At 64.5% G+C, this 22065-nt stretch carries 22 protein-coding genes; 14 read left to right on the top strand and 8 right to left on the bottom strand.

All coding sequences use genetic code 11. The features are described 5' to 3' along the window. The first annotated feature begins 164 nt into the window (after positions 1-164). Together QQ658_RS11220 and QQ658_RS11215 are read left to right on the top strand one after the other, a co-directional pair. A complete protein-coding gene (locus QQ658_RS11220; protein ID WP_286024932.1) occupies positions 165-1496 on the top strand; it encodes a flavin monoamine oxidase family protein in 1332 nt (443 codons plus the stop codon). 89 nt (positions 1497-1585) lie between these two features. Further along, positions 1586-2593, top strand: a complete 1008-nt coding sequence (locus tag QQ658_RS11215; RefSeq protein WP_286024931.1) for a zinc-dependent alcohol dehydrogenase — start codon at positions 1586-1588, stop codon at positions 2591-2593. A 72-nt stretch (positions 2594-2665) separates the two neighbouring features. Here the strand turns inward: QQ658_RS11215 and QQ658_RS11210 are convergent, their stop codons facing one another. Further along, positions 2666-3004, bottom strand: a complete 339-nt coding sequence (locus tag QQ658_RS11210) for a P-II family nitrogen regulator (protein ID WP_286024930.1) — start codon at positions 3002-3004, stop codon at positions 2666-2668. Next, positions 3001-4347, bottom strand: coding sequence for an ammonium transporter (locus QQ658_RS11205; protein WP_286024929.1), 1347 nt, complete (start codon positions 4345-4347; stop codon positions 3001-3003). The genes QQ658_RS11210 and QQ658_RS11205 overlap by 4 nt, the downstream gene beginning before the upstream one ends. Before the next feature lie 486 nt (positions 4348-4833). Here QQ658_RS11205 and QQ658_RS11200 point away from each other — a divergent pair, with 486 nt between their 5' ends. Next, positions 4834-5874 carry a hypothetical protein gene (locus tag QQ658_RS11200; protein ID WP_286024928.1) on the top strand — a complete coding sequence of 347 codons (1041 nt, stop codon included), beginning with the start codon at positions 4834-4836 and terminating at the stop codon, positions 5872-5874. A gap of 15 nt (positions 5875-5889) precedes the next feature. Here the strand turns inward: QQ658_RS11200 and QQ658_RS11195 are convergent, their stop codons facing one another. From QQ658_RS11195 to QQ658_RS11185, 3 genes are all read right to left on the bottom strand, one after another. Beyond that, positions 5890-6408, bottom strand: coding sequence for a SixA phosphatase family protein (locus tag QQ658_RS11195; RefSeq protein WP_286024927.1), 519 nt, complete (start codon positions 6406-6408; stop codon positions 5890-5892). 27 nt (positions 6409-6435) lie between these two features. Beyond that, entirely contained in the window at positions 6436-7515 is a 1080-nt protein-coding gene (locus QQ658_RS11190) for a TRM11 family SAM-dependent methyltransferase (protein ID WP_286024926.1), read from the bottom strand. A 99-nt stretch (positions 7516-7614) separates the two neighbouring features. After that, entirely contained in the window at positions 7615-8175 is a 561-nt protein-coding gene (locus QQ658_RS11185) for an inorganic diphosphatase (protein ID WP_502928913.1), read from the bottom strand. Positions 8176-8258: 83 nt separating this feature from the next. Between QQ658_RS11185 and dacB the strand changes: the two genes are divergently transcribed. From dacB to QQ658_RS11130, 11 genes are all read left to right on the top strand, one after another. Next, positions 8259-9686 carry a D-alanyl-D-alanine carboxypeptidase/D-alanyl-D-alanine endopeptidase gene (dacB, locus tag QQ658_RS11180; protein WP_286024925.1) on the top strand — a complete coding sequence of 476 codons (1428 nt, stop codon included), beginning with the start codon at positions 8259-8261 and terminating at the stop codon, positions 9684-9686. Between the two features lie 21 nt (positions 9687-9707). Continuing rightward, positions 9708-10745 (top strand): Rv3626c family coenzyme F420 biosynthesis-associated protein, encoded by a 1038-nt coding sequence (locus tag QQ658_RS11175; RefSeq protein WP_286024924.1) that lies wholly within the window; start codon positions 9708-9710, stop codon positions 10743-10745. After that, positions 10738-11727, top strand: a complete 990-nt coding sequence (tilS, locus tag QQ658_RS11170) for a tRNA lysidine(34) synthetase TilS (protein WP_286024923.1) — start codon at positions 10738-10740, stop codon at positions 11725-11727. The genes QQ658_RS11175 and tilS overlap by 8 nt, the downstream gene beginning before the upstream one ends. Before the next feature lie 159 nt (positions 11728-11886). Continuing rightward, positions 11887-12438 carry a hypoxanthine phosphoribosyltransferase gene (gene hpt, locus QQ658_RS11165; protein WP_286024922.1) on the top strand — a complete coding sequence of 184 codons (552 nt, stop codon included), beginning with the start codon at positions 11887-11889 and terminating at the stop codon, positions 12436-12438. Between the two features lie 190 nt (positions 12439-12628). Continuing rightward, on the top strand, positions 12629-13657 hold the full coding sequence (locus QQ658_RS11160; RefSeq protein ID WP_286024921.1) for a hypothetical protein: 1029 nt from the start codon (positions 12629-12631) through the stop codon (positions 13655-13657). Between the two features lie 159 nt (positions 13658-13816). Continuing rightward, positions 13817-14443: a GTP cyclohydrolase I FolE gene (gene folE / locus QQ658_RS11155; RefSeq protein ID WP_286027101.1), complete on the top strand. Its 627-nt coding sequence runs from the start codon at positions 13817-13819 to the stop codon at positions 14441-14443. Next, complete coding sequence (gene folP, locus QQ658_RS11150) at positions 14440-15246, top strand: dihydropteroate synthase (RefSeq protein ID WP_286024920.1); 807 nt, start codon at positions 14440-14442, stop codon at positions 15244-15246. The genes folE and folP overlap by 4 nt, the downstream gene beginning before the upstream one ends. A gap of 140 nt (positions 15247-15386) precedes the next feature. Continuing rightward, positions 15387-15755: a dihydroneopterin aldolase gene (folB, locus tag QQ658_RS11145; RefSeq protein WP_286024919.1), complete on the top strand. Its 369-nt coding sequence runs from the start codon at positions 15387-15389 to the stop codon at positions 15753-15755. Beyond that, on the top strand, positions 15748-16302 hold the full coding sequence (gene folK, locus QQ658_RS11140) for a 2-amino-4-hydroxy-6-hydroxymethyldihydropteridine diphosphokinase (protein WP_286024918.1): 555 nt from the start codon (positions 15748-15750) through the stop codon (positions 16300-16302). The genes folB and folK overlap by 8 nt, the downstream gene beginning before the upstream one ends. An 80-nt stretch (positions 16303-16382) precedes the next feature. Further along, on the top strand, positions 16383-16709 hold the full coding sequence (locus tag QQ658_RS11135; RefSeq protein ID WP_286024917.1) for a histone-like nucleoid-structuring protein Lsr2: 327 nt from the start codon (positions 16383-16385) through the stop codon (positions 16707-16709). A gap of 256 nt (positions 16710-16965) precedes the next feature. Then, on the top strand, positions 16966-19500 hold the full coding sequence (locus QQ658_RS11130; protein ID WP_286024916.1) for an ATP-dependent Clp protease ATP-binding subunit: 2535 nt from the start codon (positions 16966-16968) through the stop codon (positions 19498-19500). An 83-nt stretch (positions 19501-19583) separates the two neighbouring features. Here the strand turns inward: QQ658_RS11130 and QQ658_RS11125 are convergent, their stop codons facing one another. From QQ658_RS11125 to QQ658_RS11115, 3 genes are read right to left on the bottom strand one after another with little or no spacing between them, the layout of a single operon-like run. Next, positions 19584-20381, bottom strand: coding sequence for an efflux permease Rv1217c-related protein (locus QQ658_RS11125; RefSeq protein ID WP_286024915.1), 798 nt, complete (start codon positions 20379-20381; stop codon positions 19584-19586). Further along, on the bottom strand, positions 20378-21301 hold the full coding sequence (locus QQ658_RS11120; RefSeq protein ID WP_286024914.1) for an ABC transporter ATP-binding protein: 924 nt from the start codon (positions 21299-21301) through the stop codon (positions 20378-20380). The genes QQ658_RS11125 and QQ658_RS11120 overlap by 4 nt, the downstream gene beginning before the upstream one ends. Then, entirely contained in the window at positions 21301-21945 is a 645-nt protein-coding gene (locus tag QQ658_RS11115) for a TetR/AcrR family transcriptional regulator (RefSeq protein ID WP_286024913.1), read from the bottom strand. The genes QQ658_RS11120 and QQ658_RS11115 overlap by 1 nt, the downstream gene beginning before the upstream one ends. Positions 21946-22065 lie beyond the last annotated feature (120 nt).

The following is a 22065-nucleotide window of genomic DNA, read 5'->3' as shown; positions in this document are numbered from 1 at the left end:
ATGAATTGTATTAAATAGCGGACGGGTGGGTGTCCGGTCGGCGATGCGCCTGTGGAGAACACCCAGATCCTCTTTCCTGGAGCATTGGAGTGGCCTGACCAATGGCCCCACCGTCGGGCGCTGGTTGAGTGCTCGGTAGATTGGTGGCTGTGTTGGATTGCGTAGTGATTGGAGCCGGTCTCGCTGGGCTCGCTGCAGCGGACGAACTGATCGCGCGCGGCAAGAGGGTCGCGGTCGTCGAGGCACGCGATCGCGTGGGTGGACGAGTCCGGGCGACCGATGTCGATGGCGTATCCGTCGACAGCGGTGGTCAGTGGATCACTCCCGGCAACGAATCCATGCTCGAACTCGTCCGTGAGGCAGGGTTGGACCTCGTCGGGCCGCAGGAGGGCTCATATCTGCTGCGCACCGGCGGATCGGTGGTGCGCAGCCACCAGCAGGCGGACAGGACACCAGCCCTTTCGCCGTTCGAAACCGCGGATCTGGGCCAAGGCGTCGTCCGGTTCCGCAGGTTGTCCGAGCGCATGGTTACCGATCCGACGTGGACCTCGACCAACAAGACGTGGCTGAACCAGCCACTGTCTCGCTGGATCAAGACGAACGTCCGCACTCCGGCGGCGCAGCAGGATTTCAGCACCGCGATGAAAGGTGTTCTGGGCGCGGAAGCCGATTCGGGGGTCACGCTGGGTGCTGCGCTGCGAGCCGGACGCAACGGCATCGATCTCGAATCGCTGTTCGCCGTCGGTGGTGGGCTGAAGCTTCGCAGGGTGCTGGGCGGTATGCACCAGGTGGCCGATCACCTGGGCGACCAGGTCGGGGATCGGATCCAATTCGGTGTCCAGGTGACCGGAATCACCCAGGCGGCCGACCGCGTCATCGTGCACACCGCCTCCGGTGAGCAGATCGAGGCACGCACCACACTGGTGACGCTGCCCCCGTGGCTGGCCATGAAGCTCGACTATTCGCCCGGTTTGCCCGAATGGCGTTACGAGACCGTCGCCCGTACCTCGCCCGGAGCCGCGATCAAGGCATTCGTGGTCTATCCGACGCCGTGGTGGCGTGAATCCGGGCTGAGCGGGCAGATGAGTGCGGACGACGGCACCATCCGCGCAACCTTCGATCTGACCGAACCGGGTGGGCCCGGCGTGCTCACCGGAATGTTCGGAGGGAAGACCGCCGTTGCCATGTCGCAGGCCGGCCCCGCGGCCCGCGAGCAGGCTTTCATCGACGCATTGGCTGCCGTTTTCGGCCAGGTAGCCCGCCAGGAGCACAGCTACCTCGATCATGACTGGTATGCGGACCCGTTCACCCAGGGCAGCAACACCCCCCACTTCGCGCCCGGCATCTGGAGCATGAACGGTCAGCTGTTGGCGCAGGCGGAGGGGCCGATTCATTTCGCAGGGTCCGAATATGCGCACAAGTTCAACGGCTACCTGGAAGGTGCCATTCGCTCGGGACGCGACGAGGCCCGCGCGATCGCCCGTGAGCTGGGATAGAGCCGCTATCTTTTGATTGAGTGTTTGGTCGGCAGTCGGCGCAAACCATGGTCGTCCGTCGTGCGCGGGCACGTGATAAAGGAGTCACGATGAGGGCACTTGTCATTACGGGGGCCCGCGAGGCCGCAGTGCAAGACGTTCCGGCGCCGGTCGCGGTGCCCGGTGAAGTCGTCGTGGACGTGAAGCGATCCGGTATCTGTGGCACCGATATCGAACTTTTCACCGGCGAACAGCCCTACTTCGACACTGGTCACACATCCTTTCCGGTACGGATCGGACACGAGTGGATGGGCGTCGTGTCGGCGGTCGGCGAGGGGGTCGATGCGGCCTGGCTGGGAGCTCGGGTGACCGGCGACACCATGCTCGGCTGCGGCAAGTGCAGGCTGTGCCGCACCGGTCGAGGCTACGTCTGTGAGTCCCGCACCGAACTTGGTATTCGTGGCGGACGACCCGGAGCTCTCGCCGAGCAGGTCGCCGTGCCCGAGACTGCGCTGCACAGGTTGCCCGACTCCGTGGACGATGCGATGGGCGCGATGGTGGAGCCGGGCGGTAACGCGTACCGGGCCGTGCAGGTGGCAGCGCTCGATCCGGGCGACCGATGTCTGGTGCTCGGGGCAGGGACGATCGGTCTGCTCTGCGGACTGTTCGCCAGGGCCGCCGGTGCCGAGGTGCATCTGCTCGGGCGAAGCGAACGATCGCAGGACTTTGCCCGGGCCATCGGTTTCGAGCACGTCTGGACCCGCGAGACCCTCCCCGACCTGGGATGGGATGCGGTGATCGAGGCATCCAACGCGCAGCAGCTGCCGGCGACGGCACTCGACCTGGTGGAACCCGGCAAACGGGTGGTCTACATCGGGCTGGCCGGCACCCCGAGCCTGATCGACACCCGGAACCTGGTGCTCGCCGATGTCACCGCGGTGGGCGTGCTGAGCGCCTCACCGGGGCTCGCTGGAACCATCGAGACCTATGCGGCCGGAGCGGTCGATCCGCGTCCACTTGTCGCCGCGACCCTGTCGCTGGACGAACTGCCCATGGTCCTCGCCGGCGGGCGGCCGCAGGGCAGCGGGGCAGGGCCCAAGTTCCACGTCAGGATCTAACCAACAAAAAGGATCTGGGGTGGCAAGTGCCACCCCAGATCCTTTGTCGGTATTCAATTCGTCGATTTCGACCTAGATCGCCGAGTCGCCCCGCTCGCCGGTCCTGATCCGGACGACGTCTTCGACCTGGGTCACCCAGATCTTGCCGTCTCCGATGGATCCGCTGCGGGCCGCTTGACAGATCGTCTTGACGATCACGTCGACATCCTCGTCCGAGGACAAGATGTCCATTCGGATCTTGGTGATGAAGTCGATGGTGAATTCTTCGCCGCGGTAGACCTCGGTGTGGCCACGCTGACGGGCGTAGCCCGAGCATTCGCTGACCGTCATTCCGCTGATGCCCTGCTGAGCCAGCGCGATCTGCACTTCGTCGACCGCGTCCTCTCTCAGAACAGATGTGATGAGTTTCATACGGTCACCTTCGCAGAGTCGTCGTCGGAGGTCTTGGTCGGGTCAGCGATAAGGAGGGTCTTGTTGTAGGTGGAGTACTGCACCTTCGACAGGTCGTAGCCGACCTCGGCGTGCTCGACCAGGTCGATGCCGCTGGTCTCCTGCGACGGGGCAACCCGCATGCCCATGATCTTGTCGATCACCTTGGCGATGATGAAGGAGACCACGAAGGAGTAAACCAGGACGATCGCGGCACCTGCGGCCTGACGGCCGAGCTGTGCGACGCCGCCACCGTAGAACAGGCCCGCGGTATCGATGCCACCGGTGAGGTCGGGGGAACCGAGGAAGCCGATGGCCAGGGTGCCGATCAGGCCGCCGACCAGGTGAACGCCGACCACGTCGAGCGAGTCGTCATAGCCGAACTTGTATTTCAGCGAGATGGCCATCGAGCAGCCGACGCCGACCAGGATGCCGATGATGATGGCGCCGACAGGGGTGACAGCGGCAGCGGCGGGGGTGATGCCGACCAAGCCTGCGACGATGCCGGAAGCGGCGCCGAGGGAAGTAGCGTGACCATCGCGGATACGTTCGGTGAGCAGCCAGGCGAGCATCGCGGCGGCCGGGCAGACCATCGTGTTCACCCATGCCAGACCGGCGGTTTCGTTGGCTGCGAGGGCAGATCCGGCGTTGAAGCCGAACCACCCGAACCACAGCAGAGCGGCGCCGAGCATGACCAGGGTCAGGTTGTGCGGACGCATGGGAACCTTGCCGAAGCCGATTCGTTTGCCGAGCACGAGGGCCAGGGCCAGAGCGCCGGCACCGGCGTTGATGTGGATGGCGGTGCCGCCTGCGAAGTCGATCGCGCCGATGGTGTTGGCGATGAAACCACCATGGGCCGAGACCGAGTCATCGAATGCGAACACCCAGTGAGCTGCCGGGAAGTAGACCAGGGAGGCCCACAGAAGTGCGAAGAGGCACCAGGCGCCGAACTTCATCCGGTCCGCCGCCGCGCCCGAGACCAGAGCCACCGCGATGATCGCGAATGCCGACTGGAACCCGACGAAGACGTATCCCGGTATGGTGCCGACCTCGAGACCTGCGATATTGCTCAGGCCGAAGAAGTCACCCGGATTGCCGAGGAATCCGCCGATCGAGTCGCCGAATGCAAACGAGAAGCCGTACAGCACCCAGGCAACACCGACGACGCCCATTGTTCCGATTGAAAGCATCATCATGTTGAGCACGCTCTTGGAGCGCACCATGCCGCCGTAGAAGAAGGCGAGGCCGGGAGTCATTATCAGGACGAGGGCCGCACTGACCAGGACCCAGGCAGTGTCGCCAGCACTGATCTCAAGGATTGTCATGGCCTCAATCGTGGGCGACCAGCGTTGCCGCCGAGTTGTGACCGTGTTACAAGCCGGTTATCGAATGGTCCTTCACGTTACGGTGTGGTTTCGGCGCTGCCGCCATCTCACGGCAACTCGGCGCTGATACTTTCACGTTTTTGTGAGCCCGCCGGGGTAACCTTAGAGCTACCCCGGGGCCGCAGGACGACGGCTCATGGCGGCCACCACGGTAAGTTGAGCGATCACGGCTTCGCAGCCACCCATCGCGCACGATCGGGCGTGGCTGCCGGGACGCTACTGGCGGTAGCCGGATGAGGTGGTTGGAGGCAGATGTTCTGCTCGCAGTGCTTGATGGCTGTGGGTCCGCGAGATCGGGTCTGCAGCGCGTGCGGGGCTGACCTCACCTCTCCAGGATCGGTCCGGCTGACCGATCCACGCCGAGTGCCGGGCACCTCACGGCAAAGCTCGGCCTCATCAACCAGAGCCGGTGGCGGGCCACAGCCGGTGGCCGATGTCGTTGCCGCTGCGCCGGTCTTCGTTCCGCCCGAGAGCACCCAGCCCGCCTTTCCGGACGACGCCTCGGCTGTCGTCGAGGCGCCTCCCGCCGCCGGGCAGGACGCGCTTTCGTCCGAAACCGCAGACTCGGCCCCGGCTGCGTCCGGTCCGCAACCTTCCGGCCGATCCGAACCGCAGACAGGCGAGCCCGGTCCCCGACAGGTGAGTGGCTCGACTCGCGCACCGGTGCCCGGCCAGCTCGTCGCCGCGGCGACGTCCGGCCAAGTTGCCTCCGCGGCTGCGTCCGGGCAGGTGGCCTCCGCGGCCGCGCCTGCCGCACCCGCCAAGGGCGGAGCAACCAGGGCGTCCCATCCGCAGGTTCCCCGCGTCGAGCCGTACCGGCGGATGATCAGCGTGCCCGTCGAGCGCGATCCCGATGAGCTCAGCCTGTGGGATGACTACGGGGTGGCCGATGCCCCCGAACCGGCGCGGGTCGACCTCGATTCGAACCGCCGCGACCAGGTCAATCAGATGATCGGGGCATCCGCGGTGCCGGCTGCGAAAGCGCTCTCGGTGGCGGTGGTTCTCGGCGTGACCGCACTGGTGCTGGTCTTGCTGGTCGGACGACTGCTGACCCTCGATTCTTTGATACTCAACCGCGCGGATGCGGCCTCGGCCGAGACCAGCGTCTCGGCAGAACCTGCTCCCGAGGAGACCGCTGCGGCAGAGCCGGCCACCGAAACCGAAGAAACACAGTCGCCCAGCCCGACCCCGACACCATCCGCCAAGGTCACGCCAGCGATGGACGCCGGGGCCAAGGAATGCGATTCCGGAGTCTGGGCAGGATCCCAGACGTCGTGTGTGCTCGCCAACGAGGTCGCCAAGCAGGTCGATCGGGCGATGACCGACTCGGTGACGGTCGAGGCGTTCAGCTCCTCGTCCAACCGGAATTACCGGCTCGAATGCTCGGCATCCGAAGGTATCAGCTGCGTCGGGCTCGACGGAGTCGAAGGCCTCGCGGTGTGGATCGTCGCCGAACCCGCGGCCTGATCACCCGTCTTTCGATCATCTGTCCTTCGCCGGCCGTGTGACGTCGGTGAGTTGGGCACCCTGCCCGTAGTCCGCGATGTTGGCCCAGCTGGTGTCAAGACTGAACTCGCTATAGGCCGAGGTGGGGAACCAGCAGCTGATCTGATCTGCCTCGTGTGGTGCCGAGGTCCACGCCAATTCTGCCGCGAGGCTGGGGATGCCGGGTGAATGCGCGATCACCAGCAAAGACGTGACGTCCTCGGTGATCTCACTGATGCGCTGCCGAATGGCGTCGGCCGAACCCAGATAGAGGGCATCCATGAATTCGACCGGAACACTGTCGCCGGAAGGGGTCCGAAGCCTCAACGCCTCATAGGTCTGCCTGGTGCGCATGGACGATGACGAGAGCACGAGCTGGATGCCTCGTCCGGCCAACTGCAGCCCTGCTTGCCGAGCCTGCAGGATGCCCGCCGGCGCCAATTCGCGATCGAAGTCGCTGACCGGCCGGTGTGATTCGGCCTTGGCATGGCGCATCAGGAACAGCGTGTGAGTCATGGCTGAACTTTACCCGTGGACCGGCGATCAGGTTCGGTCTGCGACGGCGACCACCAGATCACGATTGATCGAGGCATCGACCCGGTGTTCGAAGTTACGCCAGGGACCCTCGTCGCGCGGGCTGAGCCCTGCACCGGCGAGCATCGCGACCATCTCGGAGCGGGGCAGGGTGTAGGTGTTCCAGGAGATGCCGATCGCGCCGCCCGGCTTGAGCTGTCCGCGCCACACCGGGATCGCCTCCGCAAGCAGATGTGCGGGCGAGCGATCCCTGCCGGGGGTGGGCCGCCCCGGCCGGCCCTTGGGCCCTTGCCCGGACGAGGCACCCCGCCGGTCGGAGCCGCGTTGCTCGGCCCCGTGCACGACCCCGTACGGAGCGTCGGTGACGATCGCATCGAAACGTTTGCGGCCGAACAGCGCGGCCGAATCCCGGGTGTCACCGGTGAACACCGTCATCTGCAGGCGTGGCCTGCCGGGCATTGCCGGACGTTCGTGAGTTGCCTCGTCCAGTCTTGCTTCGGCGTCAAATCTGCGCCCGATCGAACGCCCCTCCCGGCGCACCGGCGACACATCGGCCGAGTGCTTGATCCGTTTGGTGCGCAGGTAGGTCTTGAGGTAGCCGGCCAGTGCCTCGAAACTCTTGGCATCGGCTTCCACACCGAATCCGTTGTGCCCCAACTGCCATGCGGCCAGCAGCGTGGTGCCGCGCCCGGCCAACGGATCGAGAATGTCCAATGGTCCCGGACGAGAAATCTGACTGCAGACCAAGTGCAGCAGCATCCGGGTGAACGCCTCGTTGGTCTTGCCCGCGTACTTGGGGATGGTGACCAGGTCATCGTCCATGACATCGAGGTTCGGCAGATCCAGCGGACGAAGCAGACCGGCGCCGGTCTGTTCGAATCCCATCAGCAATGCGGACTGGGCGGCCAGCGCCAATTCATCGATCTCATCGGCGCTGAACCGTATTCCCTGCGCCCTGCCCCAGACCGCCGGGCTGATGGAGTGCGCGAAGTCCGACGTGACCGCAAGCTCCGCCGCCGACAACGCAGGGGTGGCTTCGCGATAAACACGATTCGCCGAGGGGTCCAGCAACATCAGATAATCGGGCACCCGACCATCGTGTCACGTGCCGCGAGGCGGGCAAAAGTGAAGCTGCTTCAGGTAGCCGCCGACGAACCAGCGCAACCGGTCGGTCCGGCGTCGGGTGGTCTATTGCAGGTCGACCTTCTTGTGCTCGTAGCTGGTGCCCTTGGCACGGTCGATGGACCGGCGGACCTCCGCCTCGGCGGCCTCGCGTCCGACCCAGCTCGCGCCCTCGACGCTCTTACCGGGTTCCAGATCTTTGTAGACGGTGAAGAAGTGCTCGATCTCCAACAGCATGTACTGCGGGATCGCGTCCAGGTCGTCCAGATGGTTACGGCGGGTATCTGCGGTGGGGATGCACAGCACCTTGTCGTCACCGCCCATCTCGTCTTGCATCTGGAACATCGCGACGGCGCGGCACTCGACAAGACAACCGGGGAAGGTCGGCTCGGCGACGATCACCATGGCGTCCAGCGGGTCACCATCCTCGCCGAGAGTGCCCTCGATGAACCCATAGTCGTACGGGTACTGAGTCGAGGTGAACAAGGTGCGGTCGAGACGGATGCGCCCGCTGGTGTGATCCATCTCGTACTTGTTCTTGGTACCGCGGGGGATCTCAACGGTCATATCGAACGTGATACCGACCTTCGGTTCCACGTCGTCGTTATTCCGGAAGTCGTCGATCACCGAAACGCTCCTTAAGATGAGACTGTTAGACACCAGAAGACTGCAAATGTCGAGACTAACGCTATCCGGTCGGGAGGATTCAGGTGGGGAAGAGCGAAGGACGCGTCAGACGATTTCGCCCACCACTGTGGTTCGGCTGGCTGAGCTGGCTGCTCGTCGTGCTGCTGTTGGCGGCATCGGCCGCGTACGTGGCAGGCCCGCTGGCACGCGAGCGGGGATGGAGCGTCGACGGTGGCCAACCGAGCATCGATCCCCAGATCATCGCCGAGATCCACAGCGCCCCATCGGGAAACGGCGCGATCTCCGAAGCCTCCGAACCCGGCTACCAGAGCGCGGACGCCGATCACATCGCTGCCGTTTTGGACGCGACCCAGCCGACGCTGTCGGGTAGCTACGGTGTCGCGGTCGCCGACCTGACGCAGGACGGCCTCAGCTATGAATCGTCGGCGCACACCGCGCTGACCCCGGCGTCCACCCTCAAGATCATGACCGCGATCGCCAGCCTGGATGCCCTGGGTGCCGAGCACACCTTCATCACCTCGGTGGTCAGCACCGCCCAGGATCAGATCGTGCTGGTCGGTGGCGGGGATCCGCTGCTGGCTTCGACCGACGACAGCTATTCGGCGGCGTCCACCATCGATTTGCCGACCACCGCCGATCTGGCCGCGAAGACCGCGGCTGCCCTGCAGGCGCGAGGCGTGACGCAGGTCAGCGTGGGCTACGACGACTCGCTTTTCGCCGGCGATGTGTGGCATCCGGACTGGGCCGAGGGCGACCGCGAGTTCGTGGCGCCGATCGGTGCGCTGAGTCTGGACGAGGGGGCCGGCGTCGCCGGTACGGACTCCGGCTCGGCGACCGTCGCCGCGAAGTTCTGCGAGCAGCTGGCGGCGGCCGGAATCGAGATCACCGGCGAGGCGACCGCGGCCTCCGCCGACGCCGGCGAGGAACTGGCCAAGGTGGAGTCGGTGCCGCTGGGCCTTCTGGTACAGGAGATGCTGACCCATTCCGACAATTTCATCGCCGAGATGCTGCTGCGCCAGCTGGCGATCGCCGACGGGCACGAGGCGTCTTTCACTGGCGGCACCGAGGCTCTCACCGATCGCCTGACCGAACTCGGCCTGTGGGACGACGGCCAGTACCTCGCGGACGGCTCGGGCCTGTCGATGAACGACAAGATCACCCCGGCGGCGCTGGTCGAGGCTTTGCAGCTGGCCTATCAGCGTCCCGAATTGAGCGCGGTGCTCGCCGGGCTGCCGGTGGCCTCGTCGACCGGCACCACGGCCAGCCGGTTCGCGGACGATCAGAGCGCCGCGGCCCGCGGTGTGGTGCGCGCCAAGACCGGCACCTTGGACAGCGTCTCCTCGCTGGCGGGATACACCATGACCACAGACGGCGCGCTGATTGTGTTCGCCCTGATGGGTAACGGTTTGCCCACCGATCAAGACGTCCGGACCTGGTTCGATCAGGCGGCCGCCGCCCTGGCCGACTGCGAGTGCGCGGCGGGCAGCTGAGGGTTCGATACTCTGGGGGCCATGACTTCGATGCCGTGGATCGACTGGGACGCTGCCGCTCGAACCGGTGGCACCCTGGTGAATCCCGGCCCACGGGCCAGCCGTACCGAACGCGAGCAATTGGTCGCCGAACTGCGCGCCGACGCCCGGCGCAGTACCGAAGCGATCGTGGACGCAACCAAGCTGCCCGTCGCCGGCCACGCGCGCGAACTGGTGGTCGACCGCGCGGGCATCATCCGGGCCAACTCGAATACCGCACGGCAGATGCTGGGTTCCGTGACCGACGACCGGCCCGCCGGCCGGGCAGCACAGCTGGCCGGCCACGCGCGCGGTGTGAGCATCGGCACCGCGCTCGGTCTGCTGGGTTCGAGGATTCTAGGCCAATACGATCCGTTCGGTGCAGAACCCACGCTGTATCTGGTGGCGCCGACGATCATGGCGGTCGAACGGCAGCTCAAGGTACCGGCGGCTGATTTCCGGATGTGGGTGGTGCTGCACGAGCAGACTCACCGCGTCCAATTCGCCAATGCGCCGTGGCTGCGTGACTATTTGATCGAGCGGGCCCGGGCGATCGCGGCGGCCGAGACCGAGGACGGCGGCGAGGGGTTCTGGCGCGATCTGCCGGGCCGTGTCGCGCAGGCCCGAAGCGACCGCGAAGACCATCGGCCGGCCAGCATGCGTGTGCTGAATGCCTTTTCGTCGCCGCAGACCGTGACCGCGATGGCCGAGGTGAGCGCGGCGATGTCACTGCTCGAAGGCCATGCCGACGTGATGATGGACCGCAGCGGCAAGAAGCTGATGACGTCGGTCTCGATGATCCGCAAGAGGTTTCAGGGCAGGCGCACGCCGAGCGGCATCTGGGTGGTGCTCAACAAGATCTTGGGCATGGACGCGAAGCAGGCGCAGTATGCGGAAGGCGCCGCATTCTGCCGCGAGGTGCTGCGCAAGGGTGGCGCCGAGTTGCTGAACGAGGCGTTCGCCGGCTCGGCGGCCCTGCCGTCCATGACCGAATTACTGCACCCGCAGCAGTGGTGCGAACGAATCTCGGGCAATGGCTAGACGGGCCTTGGGGCCGGCCGCACTGCAGGTCGTCCAGGCCGTGCAACAGGTATTCGCAGCGCTGGACGACCCGAGCCGCGAGATCGTGGTGGCCTGCTCGGGCGGTGCCGATTCCACGTCGTTGGCCTGCGCGGTGGGTCATCTGGCAGGCAAGCCGGCCGATCGGACGCCCAGCGTGCGCGCCGTCATCGTCGACCATGGTCTGCAGCCCGGTTCTGCGCAGGTCGCCGCGGCCGTGGCTGCCCGGTTGGAGGGTATCGGCATGCCGGCGCAGGTGCGGCGCGTCGAGGTGCTCACTGATTCTCCGGACGGCACGGAGGCGGCCGCCCGCGACGCCCGCTATCAGGCGCTGAGTGAGATGGCCGGGCCACATGCGGTCGTCCTGCTCGGTCACACCCTGGACGATCAGGCCGAGACCGTGCTGCTGGGACTCGCCAGGGGGTCCGGCACCCGCTCGCTGGCAGGCATGCCACCGCGTTTCGGCACCGCACCCCAGTTTCGGCGTCCGTTGCTCGGCTTGCGCCGGACGACGACGGCCAAGGCGTGCCGCGAATGGGGCATCGAGGTCTGGGACGACCCGCAGAATGCCCAGCCGGAATTCGCGCGGGTGCGCGTCCGGCAACGGGTGATGCCCATGCTGGAGGCCGAGCTGGGGCCGAGGTTCGCCGAGGCGCTGGCCCGCACCGCGATCCTTGCCAGACAGGATGGGGACGCCCTCGACGACTGTGCCGAAGCCCTGATTCCGGCCTCGGGCGAGGGCTTGGACGTGACCATGCTGGCGGGGCTTCCCGAAGCCGTCGCATCCAGGGTCTTGCGTGGTTGGCTGGTACGCGCCGGTGCCGACCAGCCCGGTTTCGCTCATGTCCGTTCGGTGCAGGCGTTGGTGGATCGCTGGCATGGCCAACGTGGTGTCGATCTGCCCGGGGGAGTACGGGTGCGGCGCAAGGCCGGTCTCCTCGTTGCCGATCGTCCGGGCGAATAGGCGGAGACGGTCGCCATGGGTCGTGGCAAGAGATCGGCGCGTCGATCTGCGCCGGTGGTTCCTCGAAGGGGCCAGAGTCCGGTGGCTGCCGGGGCGCCCGTGAGTGGGCCGGGAAACGCTCGGTGTCATCGTGCCGACCGGCCCGCTAGACTCCGGTGAGTGGATGCCGCGGATATTTCTGAAGATCTTGCACACGTATTGCTGAGCTCCGATCAGGTTCATGAACGGGTTTGTGAGCTGGCCGAACAAATCGACGCAGATTACGCAGGTCGTGACCTGCTGATGGTGGGCGTGCTCAATGGCGCCATGATGGTGATGTCCGACCTCACCCGGGCCATGAAATCGCATTGCCGTATCGATTGGATGGCCATCTCTTCCTACGGTTCGGGGACGAAGAGCTCGGGCGTGGTCCGGATTCTCAAAGACCTCACCACCGACATCACCGGGCTCAATGTGCTGATCGTCGAGGACATCATCGACACCGGCCTGACCTTGAGCTACCTGATCCAGAATCTGCGCTCGCGTGAGCCTGCCAGCATCGAGGTGATGACGATGTTCCGCAAGCCGGACGCCATCACCTCGGCGGTGGAGGCACGCTATGTCGGTTTCGATATTCCCACCGAGTTCGTCGTCGGATACGGCCTTGACTACGACGGGCGCTATCGAAATCTGACCGATGTGGCCACCTTGGCGCCGCATGTCTATTCCTGAACAAGTGCCGGCCCGGCGCCCCAGCCGACCGTCGCCGCTTCGATGATCCACAGGCCGTGCGGCGGCGAGGTCACGCTCAAAGCGTAGTTTCGGCCGGTTCGTCTTCTGACGAGATGACAGGCAGATGGCCCGGATGTGGCTAAGCTGTGGCTTATTCGGCCGTTCGGCGAAGACGAATGTGAAGGACGATATGTCGAACCAAAACTACGGCCCCGATAACCGACCCCAGGGCCCTCAGCAGCCTGGGCAAGGCGGGCAGCCAGCATCCCAGAATCCCGGCGCTCAGCCGTCGTCGCCGAATCAGGGCGGCGAACAGCCGACGTCGCAGTATCCGACCAGCCAGCAGCCCACATCGCAGTATCCGGGCGCTCAGCCATGGAACGGACAGCAAGGCCAGGGCGCCAGCGCCTCCCAGCAGTCGTTCCCCGGAAGCCAGCCGTCCGGCCAGGGGTCGCAGTACCCGGGTTCGCAGCCCGGTAACCAGAACTTCCAGGGCGGCTACGGCCCACAGGGAGCGGGCCAAAACTACGGTGGTCAGACTCCTCCGCCTGGTGGCCCCAACCCACCCACGGCAGGGGGCAAGGGCGGCCCGGGCAAGTGGATCGCGATCGGTGCCGTCGTCCTGATCGTGGCCATCATCGCCATCTTCGCCTTCACCCGCTTGGGCGGCAACAATGATGAGCCGACCGGGCCGTCGAGCGACATCGGTTCCGCCTCGGCTCCGGCCACCTCGGGCGACGTGCCCAGTGCACCGGCGAGCGGCGGCACCCAGATGGACGAGCTCGAGGTCGGTCAGTGCCTGCAGTTCGTCGAGGTTCCCGGCGCGACTCCGGAAGCCGATGGCAGCATCTCCGTTACCCATCAGGTGGTCGACTGCAACCTGGCAGGCGAATTCAAACTGATCGTCGCCTCGGTTGACAGGGGCGATGTCGAATGCGCCACCGACTACGTGAATTACTACCAGACCGGCTACCTGGGCAGCGACTACGCAACCCTGTCGCTCTGCCTGGCACCAGTGCTCGATGTCGGCGTTTGCTACGTGCCGGACAACATCAAGGAATGGATCCCGGTTCCCTGCACCGATCCGGAGGCTGATTTCAAGGTCGAGAGCGAAGTCCCGGGCACGGACGCGTCCAGCTGCTCCTACCCGGACGTCGCCTTCATCCTGCCCGATCCGGAACCAGCAAAGGTCTACTGCATCACAGATCCGACAGCGTGATCTCCTGACCTCGAACCCACCGGCGGGTCACATCCAAAAACAAGCCGGTGACTGTGAGGCCAGCACATGGACGCCAGGTGGGCGCCGGGCCCGAGAGGGAACCGGCGCCCACCTCGTGTCGCTAGGATGTTGCCCGACTTCGTGAACCGAGAGGAAGACATGGCCGACTCGAAGAAGAAACCCCGCAGGGCGGTGGTCCAACTCGCCGAAAACCCGGCCGGTTACGATCCTGAGCGGATCGAGGCCGCGGTACGGGAGTTCCTGATCGGCATCGGTGAAGATCCCGATCGCGACGGATTGCAGGAGACCCCGGCTCGCATCGCCCGTGCCTGCGCAGAGATCTTCGCCGGGTTGACCCAGGATCCCGAAGAGATTTTGTCGACGACCTTCGATGCCTCGCACGACGAGATGGTGCTGGTGCGCGACATCGAGGTGCAGAGCTTTTGTGAGCATCATCTGCTGCCTTTCCATGGGCTCGCCCATGTCGCCTATATTCCGCCGGAATCGGGCCGGGTCACCGGCCTGAGCAAGATCGCCCGGCTCGTCGATGTCTACGCGAAGCGTCCTCAGGTGCAGGAGCGGCTGACGACTCAGATCGCCGATGCCCTGGTGGCCCACCTGCACGTGCGGGGCGCCCTGGTGGTGGTCGATTGCGAGCACATGTGCATGACGATGCGTGGCGTCCGTAAACCCGGCTCCCGGACGACCACCTCGGCAGTGCGTGGGCAGTTACGCGATCCCGCGACCCGGGCCGAGGCCATGAGCCTGATCGTCCAGGGACGATGAACCGGCAGCGCACCTTGGTCATGGGGGTGGTCAACGTCACCCCGGATTCTTTTTCCGATGGCGGCCTGTGGCTGAACCCCACCGACGCGATAGCTCATGGTGAAGAGCTCATCGCCCAAGGCGCGGACCTGCTGGATGTCGGCGGTGAATCGACCCGGCCGGGGGCCGTGCGTCCGGCCGCCGAGATCGAACTGGAGCGGGTCCTTCCGGTCGTCCGTGGACTTGCCGGGAAGGCTCCGGTGAGCGTCGACACGATGCGGGCCGAGGTGGCCCGGCAGGTGATCGATGCGGGCGCGAGAATCATCAACGATGTCTCCGGCGGGCTGGCCGATCCCGGGATGCTGGGCATCATCGCCGCGTCCGGTGTCGAATACGTCTGCCAGCACTGGCGGGGGCACGGCGCGGTGATGAACCGGCTGGCCCGATACGACGATGTGGTGCCCGAAGTCATCGACGAATTGCGGGCCCGGCTGCAAGCATGCGAGGAATCCGGGATCGACTCCGAGAAGATCATCGTCGACCCCGGGCTCGGTTTCGCCAAGACGGCCGAGCAGGATTGGTCGATACTCGCCCACGTGGACGCCTTCTCGGTGCTCGGCCATCGGGTGCTGATCGGGGCTTCCCGCAAACGGTTCCTCGGTCATCTGCTGGCCGACAGAGAGCCCGCCAGCAGGGACGGCGCGACTGCCGCCATCTCGGTCATTTGCGCGCAGCAGGGGATTTGGGCGGTCCGGACCCACGAGGTGCGCGGGCAGCGAGATGCGATCGCCGTCGTCGAGCGCATCAAGCGGTCACAAGGTTAGCTGCGGCCAGACCGGTGGGCGACGGGAAGTGAACCGGCACACCTGATGACAGGCCGATCGACCCGGGCCTGAATCAGACCGTGGTGGTCAGATGAGCCGAACCTGGGCAATCGGCCGACCGGGTCGAGTAGCCTTCGCGCATGGACACTCAGCAGCGGGCGGTCATCGCCCTCACCGGTCTGGCCGGCCGGGGATATCACGGAGTTCTGGCCGACGAGCGTCAAACCGGTCAAGATTTCATTGTCGATCTTGAACTCGTGGTCGATATGCCATCCGCAGACGAGATCACCGAAACCGTCGATTATGGCGAATTGGCCACCACGGTGGTCGGTATTGTCGAGGGTGAACCGGTGAATCTCATCGAAACACTGGCGGACCGGATCGTATCCGCGGTGCTCAAAGATCAACGCGTCCAAAGCGTCACCGTTACCGTTCATAAGCCACAGGCGCCGATCACCGTCCGATTTGACGATGTGGCCGTGATGATTTCAAGGAGTAAACATGACTGAGATCTTCGCTATTGATGTCGACACCCTGGGCGATCTCAGGCCACTCAATCAGGTGGTCTTCAGTCTCGGCTCGAATGAAGGTGATTCGGTCGAGAATCTTCAGGCAGCCGTGGACCGGCTGGCGGAAACTCCGGATGTGATCGTGGCCGACGTCTCGTCGATCTATTGCACGGCGCCGGTGGGTAATGTCGATCAACCCGACTTCTATAACGCAGTTGTGATTGCCGATTCAACTCTCGAGCCATTGACGCTGTTGCAGCGCTGCTTGGCAATAGAAGAGGCATATGGCCGGGTACGCGACCCGGATAATCCGCACGGACCCCGCACTTTGGATATCGATCTGATTCAGGTCGGACGACGCGTCAGTGATACCGAAGAATTGACGCTGCCGCATCCGCGAGCACACGAACGCGCTTTTGTGCTCGTCCCGTGGCTGGAAATCGACCATCGTGCAGAGCTTCCGCAAGGACGCGTCGATGATCTGGTAGCCACCATGGATACTTCGGGGGTAAACAAACTCACAGGCGTTTCGTTAATCAAACCGTGATCCCGACTTGCAGTTCGGCTATAGTTGCGGTGGAATTACAGGGACCGCAAAACGTGTGTCACCCACACCTAGGAGAAGAAATGGCTCAAAGAGTCGAGATTATTCTGATCGACGATATCGACGAAAGCCCCGCTACCGAAAAGGTCCGCTTTGGCCTTGACGGAGTCAACTACGAGATCGATCTTTCGAAGAAAAATGCTGATTCCCTGCGCGAGGCATTGGCGCCTTATGTCGGCGCCGCACGCCGCGTCCGTGGCCAGCGCGCCCGTTCGGCGGGCAGCACCGCTGCGGCCGGCTCCTCGCCCGCCGAGATCCGGGCCTGGGCTGCTGACAACGGTTATGAGGTGAGCGCCCGGGGCCGCGTCCCCGCCGAGGTGCGCGCCGCCTATGAGGCAGCCAACAACTGACATACCGCGATCGCTTCCGGTTCGTCGGTTGTCCTGACCCCGTGACTCGGGCCGAAAACGCTTGAAACGGTGCCGAATGATGGATCAAGCCGACGGCGAACGTAGGAAGTTTGCCGAACGGTAGACGGTTATAGGGAGTGTCACCTGATGCTGGTCCCTTGAGGATCAGGATTGGGAGGCACTCCCTAGACTATTTGTGAAGGCGCCAGGCAACTGGCGCAACGGAGGGCTTGCAAAAGCCAACCAGAGGAGTCGAATGTTCGAGCGTTTCACTGATCGCGCGCGCCGAGTTGTGGTCCTGGCCCAAGATGAGGCCAAGATGCTCAACCACAACTACATCGGCACAGAGCACATCCTGCTCGGCCTGATCCACGAAGGTGAGGGTGTGGCCGCCAAGGCCCTCGAGCAGATGGGTATCTCGCTGGAGGCCGTCCGCGAACAGGTAGAAGAAATCATCGGTCATGGCCAGACGCAGCCGACCGGTCACATTCCGTTCACCCCACGTGCCAAGAAGGTGCTGGAGCTCTCGCTTCGCGAGGCGCTGCAGATGAACCATTCCTACATCGGCACCGAGCACATCTTGCTCGGTCTGATCCGTGAGGGCGAGGGCGTAGCGGCGCAGGTGCTGATCAAGCTCGGCGCCGATCTGAACCGCGTCCGCAACACCGTGCTGCAGTTGCTCAGCGGCTACCAGGGGTCCTCGTCCGAGGGCCAGCCGATCACCTCGGGTGCCCCCGAGATGGGCGAATCCCCGCGCGGCAATCAGACCGTCCTCGACCAGTTCGGTCGCAATCTGACCCAGGCGGCCCGCGAGAACCGGCTCGACCCGGTGATCGGACGCCAGACCGAGGTCGATCGCGTGATGACCGTGCTGAGCCGCCGCACCAAGAACAATCCGGTGCTGATCGGCGAGCCGGGCGTCGGCAAGACCGCCATCGTCGAAGGCCTCGCCCAGCGGATCGTCCGCGGGGATGTTCCCGAAACCCTGCGCGACAAGCAGATCTACACCCTGGATCTGGGTGCCTTGGTCGCCGGTTCGCGTTATCGCGGTGACTTTGAGGAGCGCCTGAAGAAGGTGCTGAAAGAGATTAAAAGCCGCGGCGACGTGATGCTGTTCATCGACGAGATCCACACCCTGGTGGGTGCGGGTGCCGCCGAGGGCGCGATCGACGCCGCGTCCATCTTGAAGCCCATGCTGGCCCGCGGTGAGCTGCAGACGATCGGCGCCACCACTCTCGAGGAATACCGCAAGTACATCGAGAAGGACGCCGCCCTCGAGCGCCGCTTCCAGCCGATCCAGGTCGCCGAGCCGTCGATCGCCCTGACGATCGATATCCTCAAGGGCCTGCGTGATCGTTACGAGGCGCACCACCGGGTGACCATCACCGATGAGGCGTTGACCGCCGCCGCCAACATGGCCGACCGCTACGTGCAGGATCGTTTCCTTCCCGACAAGGCGATCGACCTGATCGACGAGGCCGGCGCCAGGATGCGCATCAAGCGGATGACCGCACCGCCGGATCTGCGCGAGTTCGACGAGAAGATCGCCAGCGTCCGCATCGAGAAGGAGGCCGCGATCGACGGCCAGGATTTCGAGCGTGCCGCAGGCCTGCGGGACGACGAGAAGAATCTGCTCGCCCAGCGCAGCGAACGCGAGAAGGCCTGGAAGGACGGCGACTCGGATTCGCCCGCCGTTATTGGCGAGGAGGAGATCGCCGAGGTGCTGGCCAGCTCGACCGGTGTGCCGGTCGCCCGGCTCACCGAGGAAGAGTCCAGCCGGTTGCTGCGGATGGAGGACGAGATCGGCAAGCGTTACGTCGGTCAGGAAGAGGCCGTCAAGGCGCTGTCCCGTTCGATCCGGCGTACCCGCGCCGGCCTGAAGGATCCGAAGCGTCCCAGTGGCTCGTTCATCTTCGCCGGCCCGTCCGGCGTCGGCAAGACCGAGCTGACCAAGGCGCTCACCGAATTCCTGTTCGGTGACGAGGACGCCCTGATCACCCTCGACATGAGTGAGTACTCCGAGAAGCACACCGCGTCCCGGATGTTCGGTTCGCCTCCCGGCTACGTCGGATACGAAGAGGGCGGGCAGCTGACCGAGAAGGTTCGCCGCAAGCCGTTCAGCGTCATCCTGTTCGACGAGATCGAGAAGGCGCATCCCGACATCTTCAACTCGCTGTTGCAGATTCTGGACGAAGGACGCCTGACCGATGCTCAGGGCAGGGTTGTCGACTTCAAGAACACCGTCATCGTGATGACCACGAACCTCGGTAGCCGCGACATCTCGAAGGGTGTCTCGCTCGGGTTCTCGCGTGCCGACGATGCGACGACCAGCTACGAGGCGATGAAGGCGAAGGTGAACGAAGAGCTCAAGCAGCACTTCCGTCCCGAATTCCTGAACCGCGTCGACGAGACCATCGTGTTCCACCAGCTGAGCCTGACCGATATCCAGCACATCGTCGATCTGATGGTCGCTCAGGTCGAAGAGCGGCTGGCCGATCGCGACATGGGTATCGAGCTGACCCCGGCCGCCCGGGAACTGATCGCCAAGCGCGGTTACGATCCGGTGCTGGGTGCCCGTCCGCTGCGCCGTGCGCTGCAGCGCGACATCGAGGACCCGATCGCCGAGCAGATCCTCTTCGGCGGGCTGTCCGCCGGGTCGATCGTGGTGGTGGACGCGGTGCCGGGTGCCGACGAGCACACCACCGATGCCTTCACCTTCGTCGGAACTCCGAAGGAGGCTCTGCCGGATCACCCGTTCGCAGAGCTGAGCGGAGACGCCGAGGCAAGCTGATCGGCTGATGTGGGCGTGAAGCTCAGACCATAAAGAGTGGGTGGTGGTTCCCAACCGGGAGCCACCACCCACTTTCTGTCTTTCTAGCTCGAGCGGATCGTCCGCCGCCCAATGGCCAGCAGACCGGCCACCAGCAGCACGGCACTGCATGCGACCAGGAGCGCAGCTCCCTCGCCATCGAAACCGGAGTTCAGCGGGTCGCCACCAAGCGCCCAATGCCAGGGGGAGAGCCGTGCCCAATCGAATTCGAGATCTGCCAACGGCAGTAGGGCGTGCAGCACGTATCCGGCTGCGATGACCGCGAACGCGACGGCATTGACGGCAGAGGCGCGCATTCCGATGCCGGCCAGCGCCAGCACCAATGATGCCTGCAGCATGCCCAGAAGAAAGACGCTCAAGGTGACCGCTGCGATGCCTGCCGGTTCGATCTCCATATCGAACCATGGGGCAGTTATCCAGATCGTCGCACCGGTGACCGCGGCAATACCGGCAAGCACCAGAAATACCGCGACGAAGCGGCTGATATAGACCTGCATCCTGGATACCGGAAGTGCCAGCAATAGTTCGAGCCTGCCCGCGTCCTCATCGGCTGCGGTGAGCGCATTCATCTGCACCGTGCCCAGCACTGCGAACAATAGCGGCATGAAAACCGCATAGAGGTTTCCGTTGAGGAATCCTGCCGGGGAACCAAAGTCGTTCAGTCCGAGCGAGGAGATGACTTCGGGCGGTAACCCCGCAAATATCGACTCCAGTGATCCGGAGCCACTCATTGAAGGCCAAAGCGCCACCACTGACGCCGTGAGTGCTATCAGGCAGATGCACCAGATCACGGCGGCGCGTCTTTGCGTGGCCATGGCCCGGGTGAACAATTCGAGTTTCATGATTCACCTCGTTTCGCGTCCGTTGGCTGATCGGAGCGGTAGTAGGAAAGGAATGCCTGCTCCAAATCCGGCTCGGGCGCGGTGAGCGAATCGAGTTCATAATCGGCCAGCCGCGACAATAGTGGGCCGGGAGGCCCCGACCAGTGGATCAGCAATTCTCGGGAGTGCGGCTTTTCGACCTTTATGGTGCCGGTCAGTTGCTCGAATTGCGTTGCCGCCGGGGCATCGGTTCGGAAGTTGGCCCGGAAGATCTGTGGCAGATCTCCGCGCAATTGTTTGGTGGGCCCCGACGCGACGATTGCTCCGGCCCGAATCACGAGCACCAGATCGGCAATGCGTTCGACCTCGCTGAGAATATGGGACGACAGCAATATGCTGGTGCCCCGCAGCGCGGCTTCGGAGAGAATGGTCATGAATTCTGACTGGACGATCGGGTCGAGCCCATTTGTTGGCTCATCCAGAATCAGCAGGTCGGGTTTGGACATCAGTGCGCCGACCAACGCGACCTTTCGCCGGTTTCCGGTGGAGAGCCCGCGCACCTGCCGGTCCGGCTGAACGTCCAGCCGTTCGATCAACTCGTCGCGAAATCCGGCGTCCACCGTGCCCCGCAATCTGGCCCAACTCGCCAGCGTCGTCTTGACGCTGAGCCGGTCGTCCAATCGCAACTCACCGGGGGAGTAGCCGACTCGTCCTCGCACCTTGACGTCGCGCTGCGGCTCGGAGCCGAAGATTCGCACACTTCCGGCACTCGGACGGGCCAAACCGAGCAGCATCCGGATGGTGGTGGATTTTCCGGCGCCGTTCGGACCGACGAAACCCAGTACGGTTCCCTCCTCCAGTGACAGGTTGAGGTCACGGACCGCCGTTAGATGGCCGAACTTCTTGCTAAGGGCTATGCATTCGATCGGTGGTGACATCATTACTCCTTCGGTTGATTGTCGAGAGCCTCTCGGGTGGCGTCCAAGATTCCCTGATCGCGGTAAAGGCCCCGGGAGAACAGCTCCATGGTCGGCATGGTGAGCCGGGCCAGTCCCTGGCCGGTCAGGGTGCCGGTGCCGAGCACGCGGGCAACCTGCCGATGCATCACCACCGGGGCGAGCCCCATCGCGGTGAGCAACAGTGCCATGCCCTGAAGATCTGAGACCGGATGGATCACGCCGGCCGCCTGCTGGGCTTCAAGCATCTCCAAGGTGCCCTGCAGCATCCGATCGAAGAGATCATCCGAGCTTGGTGAGTCGTCTGTCAGCATGCGCGCCAGGTAGTCCAGCGCCGGATCATAGGAATCCAGATCGCCGAGCATCGCCTGAATCGACTCGAGAGTCGGAGCCGTGCCCACCGAATGCCGGTCGTCAGTGAACTCGGCGACGACATATTCATCGCACGCCTTCTTCAGCCCGTTCTTGTCTCCAAAGTGGTGGACGACCAGGCCTGCGCTCACCTCGGCACGCTCTGCGATGGCGCGCAGGCTGGCGCGCTCGAAGCCCTTCTCGGCAAACAACTCGATGGCGGCATTCCGGATCCGTGCCTTGGTGGTGAGGTCACCACGATCGTTGATTGAACGCATGTTTAATAGTGTAAACAATCGTTCAAGTTATGTTGAGGATGCGGCGTGCACGATAAGGTGAGGTCAGGGTATGACGAAGAACGAACGGTTGTTGCTCGTCCGGCCCCAATGGCGTACCGA

Origin of the sequence: Propionimicrobium sp. PCR01-08-3, assembly GCF_030286045.1 — a bacterium.
Lineage (GTDB): Bacteria > Actinomycetota > Actinomycetes > Propionibacteriales > Propionibacteriaceae > Brooklawnia.
Note: the sequence above shows the minus strand (reverse complement) of the source record. Positions and strands in the feature narration are given on the sequence as shown.

Coding starts and splice junctions, on each gene's coding strand:
- QQ658_RS11205 (WP_286024929.1), bottom strand. CDS start 4,347: ATGACAATCCTTGAGATCAGTGCTGGCGACACTGCCTGGGTCCTGGTC.
- tilS (WP_286024923.1), top strand. CDS start 10,738: ATGGCTAGACGGGCCTTGGGGCCGGCCGCACTGCAGGTCGTCCAGGCC.
- QQ658_RS11175 (WP_286024924.1), top strand. CDS start 9,708: ATGACTTCGATGCCGTGGATCGACTGGGACGCTGCCGCTCGAACCGGT.
- folE (WP_286027101.1), top strand. CDS start 13,817: ATGGCCGACTCGAAGAAGAAACCCCGCAGGGCGGTGGTCCAACTCGCC.
- QQ658_RS11195 (WP_286024927.1), bottom strand. CDS start 6,408: ATGACTCACACGCTGTTCCTGATGCGCCATGCCAAGGCCGAATCACAC.
- QQ658_RS11135 (WP_286024917.1), top strand. CDS start 16,383: ATGGCTCAAAGAGTCGAGATTATTCTGATCGACGATATCGACGAAAGC.
- QQ658_RS11120 (WP_286024914.1), bottom strand. CDS start 21,301: ATGATGTCACCACCGATCGAATGCATAGCCCTTAGCAAGAAGTTCGGC.
- QQ658_RS11215 (WP_286024931.1), top strand. CDS start 1,586: ATGAGGGCACTTGTCATTACGGGGGCCCGCGAGGCCGCAGTGCAAGAC.
- QQ658_RS11160 (WP_286024921.1), top strand. CDS start 12,629: ATGTCGAACCAAAACTACGGCCCCGATAACCGACCCCAGGGCCCTCAG.
- folB (WP_286024919.1), top strand. CDS start 15,387: ATGGACACTCAGCAGCGGGCGGTCATCGCCCTCACCGGTCTGGCCGGC.
- folP (WP_286024920.1), top strand. CDS start 14,440: ATGAACCGGCAGCGCACCTTGGTCATGGGGGTGGTCAACGTCACCCCG.
- QQ658_RS11130 (WP_286024916.1), top strand. CDS start 16,966: ATGTTCGAGCGTTTCACTGATCGCGCGCGCCGAGTTGTGGTCCTGGCC.
- folK (WP_286024918.1), top strand. CDS start 15,748: ATGACTGAGATCTTCGCTATTGATGTCGACACCCTGGGCGATCTCAGG.
- QQ658_RS11210 (WP_286024930.1), bottom strand. CDS start 3,004: ATGAAACTCATCACATCTGTTCTGAGAGAGGACGCGGTCGACGAAGTG.
- QQ658_RS11125 (WP_286024915.1), bottom strand. CDS start 20,381: ATGAAACTCGAATTGTTCACCCGGGCCATGGCCACGCAAAGACGCGCC.
- QQ658_RS11115 (WP_286024913.1), bottom strand. CDS start 21,945: ATGCGTTCAATCAACGATCGTGGTGACCTCACCACCAAGGCACGGATC.